2 protein-coding genes are annotated in these 3,199 nt (G+C 71.4%); both read left to right on the top strand.

The window, feature by feature from the left end; translation table 11 throughout:
• The first annotated feature begins 64 nt into the window (after window positions 1-64).
• The gene (locus ACWIF2_RS40365; RefSeq protein WP_454366652.1) at window positions 65-2,611 is read left to right on the top strand and encodes a SpoIIE family protein phosphatase; all 2,547 of its coding nucleotides are present in this window, start codon (window positions 65-67) and stop codon (window positions 2,609-2,611) included.
• A gap of 122 nt (window positions 2,612-2,733) precedes the next feature.
• Window positions 2,734-3,156, top strand: a complete 423-nt coding sequence (locus tag ACWIF2_RS40360) for a DUF350 domain-containing protein (RefSeq protein ID WP_184598941.1) — start codon at window positions 2,734-2,736, stop codon at window positions 3,154-3,156.
• Window positions 3,157-3,199: the final 43 nt, after the last annotated feature.

Below are 3,199 nucleotides of genomic sequence, written 5' to 3'. Positions count from 1 at the left end.
GATGTGCGTGCCAAGCCCCGCGTCTGCGGCGTGATCCAAACGACAGGCCCTAGGTGGGCGGATCATGAGGACACGGCCCGGGGGCGGGAGCAGGCGGCTGGGGCTGACGGGTACCTCGGTCCTGGCGAGCGGCTTCCTGGCGGTGCTGATCGGTGTCGCGTTCGCCGTCCTGCTGCAAGTCATCGGTGACGCTCGCGGCTTCACCGCCGACGCGCGGGCCTCACGTGAGGCCATCACCAATGCCGGCACTCTGGAACAGCATCTGCTCGACCTGGAAACCGGGCAGCGCGGCTTCGTCATCACCCGGGACGAGGCGTTCCTCCAGCCCTGGCAGGCGGCACGGGAGGCCTATCCGGCCGAGGCCAGTCGGCTCGTGGCGTCGGCGACCTCCCCGGAACAGCGCCGTCTCGCGGGACAGATCAACAGGGACATGGACTCCTTCCTCAGGGAATACTCGGTGCCGCTGGTCGAGGCGGTTCGGCGGGACGACCCCTCGGCCTCGAGTCCGGCGGTGACGGCTGAGGGCAAGCGGCGGGTGGACGCGCTGCGGGCCAGGTTCACCGCGTACATCACCGATGAGCGGGCCAAGCTCCAGGAGCGCCAGGACGCGACGGACGCCAGCGCTCAGCGGGCCGTGATCGTGGCGAGTGCGGGGCTTGTCGGACTGACCGGGCTCATCGTCACGCTCACGGTGTTCCAGCACCGGGCCATCGTGCGGCCGCTGCGGCGCGCGGCCTCGGCGGCCGGGCGGCTCGCGAAGGGCGACCTGGAGGTACGGGTGCCCTCCAGCAGGGTGGCGGAGGTCGCCGCGCTGGCAGCGTCGTTCAACACCATGGCCGCCTCGTTGCAGGAGAGCCGCGCGCGGACCGAGGAGGCCCGTGAACGTCTGGAGTTCTTGTACAAGCGACTGGAGCTGCTGTATGGGGCGAGTGTGTCGGTGGGCACCGGGCTGGATGTGGAGCAGACGGCACGCGAGTTGGCGCGGGTGGCGGTTCCGGGATTCGCCGACTTCACCACCGTCGACCTGCTGGAACCGGTCCTGCGGGGCGACGAGCCGGCCGCCGGAGTCGACACGCGGCTGCGCCGGGTGGCCGCGGACGGTGTCCGGGACGATGCCCCCTTGCTGGGTCTGGCAGACCCGCCGGAGCCGGCCTCGCCCCCGCCTGAGGCCCGGGGGCCGCTCTCCGGACGGGCCAGGCTCGACGCGGACCTGCGTGACAGCACGGAGTGGGCGTCGGAGCAGCCGGAGGCGGCGGCGCGCGTCCTCGCGTACGGCATCCACTCAAGGATCAGGACACCGCTGCAGGCCAGAGGGGTGACGGTGGGCACGGTGGACTTCTGGCGCAGCCGGCCCGATCCGTTCGGGCCCGATGATGTCGCCTTCGCCGAGGAGCTGGCCGCCAAGGCGGCGGTCGCCGTCGACAATGCGCGCCGCTTCACCCGGGAGCGGTCCACCGCGGTGGCCCTGCAGCGTCATCTGCTGCCGCAGCGTCTGCCCTGTCAGACGGCCGTGGAGGTGGCCTCCCGCTACCTGCCCGCCCGGACGCGGACAGGGGTCGGTGGTGACTGGTACGACGTGATCCCGCTGTCGGGCAGCCGGGTCGCCCTGGTCGTGGGGGACGTCGTCGGACACGGTCTCCAGGCCTCCGCGGCCATGGGCCGGCTGCGCACCGCCGTGCGCACGCTGGCCGATGTCGACCTGCCGCCCGACGAGCTGCTCACCCACCTCGACGACCTCATCCTGCACCTCTCCGAAGGCGAACCCGTGCCCGGCGGACCCGTGCCCGGCGAACCCGGGGACGACGAAGGGACGCACGGTCTCGGGTCCTCCTCGGCGGATCTCGGTGCCACCTGCCTGTACGCGGTGTACGACCCGGTCTCCCGCCGGTGCACGCTGGCCACGGCCGGGCACCCGATGCCCGCCGTCCTGGCTCCGGACGGCACGGCGCACATCGTCTCCGGTCATGTCGGACCCCCGCTGGGGATCGGCAGCCTCCCTTTCGAGGCCACCGATCTGGAACTGGACGCCGGGAGTGTGCTCGCCCTGTACACCGACGGCCTCGTCGAGGCGCGGCGCCGGGACATCGACGTCGGACTGGCCGAGTTGTGCCGCGCCCTGGCGCAGCCCGCGGAGTCGCTGGAGGAGGCCTGTGACATCGTGCTCGGATCCCTGCTCACCGACCGGGCGGCGGACGACGTGGCGCTGTTGCTGGCCCGGACCCGTGCCCTGCCGGCGGACCATGTCGCGACGTGGCAGATCCCCGCGGAGCCCGTCCAGGTGGAGCGGGCTCGCAAGCTGGTCGTCGAGCAGCTGGACAACTGGGGGCTGACCGAGTCGACGTTCGTGTTCGAGCTGGTGGCGAGCGAGCTGGTCACCAACGCCATCCGTTACGGGCAGCCCCCGATCCGGCTCCGGCTCATCCGCGATCACACGCTGATCTGCGAGGTGTCCGACACCAGCAGCACCGCGCCGCACCTCCGGCGTGCCCGGGCCTTCGACGAGGGCGGGCGCGGACTGCTTCTCGTCGCCCAGCTCACCCAGGGCTGGGGCACCCGGCAGACGACCAAGGGCAAGACCATCTGGTGCGAGCAGGCGCTGCCCGCGTCGTGACGGCGCCAGGGCTGGTCGACCGGGCCAGGGGGGCCGGTCGGGGCGGCGAACAGGTGCGTTACATTTTGCTGTTCCTTGACCGCGATCATTCACGATCTCTCACGCTACGGAGCCGCCCACCCATGAGCGACATCGTCAACGGACTTGGCAGGGCCACCGCTTACGGCGGACTGGGACTGGTTCTGCTGGTCCTCGGCATCGTCCTGGTCGACGTGCTCACGCCGGGCAAGCTGGGCCGGCAGATCTGGGAACAGCGCAACCGCAACGCCGCGATGGTGCTCAGTTCCGCGCTGCTCGGTATCGGTGGCATCGTGTTCACGTCCATCTGGACGACCTACGAGGACTTCGGCAAGGGACTGGTCTCGACCGCCGCGTTCGGGCTGCTGGGTCTGGTGATGATGGCCGTGGCGTTCCTGGTGGTGGACCTGATCACGCCGGGGCGCCTGGGAGCGGCGCTGGTCGAGCCCGAGCCGCACCCCGCGGTCTGGGTGACGGCGTCCTGCAATCTCGCCGTGTCGGCCATCCTGTCGGCGTCCATCGCCTGACGCGGATTCCCGACGAGCGGTTTCTGTCGGCCCCCTGCCGGAC

It is taken from the genome of Streptomyces sp. NPDC055506, assembly GCF_053643595.1.
Note: the sequence above shows the minus strand (reverse complement) of the source record. Positions and strands in the feature narration are given on the sequence as shown.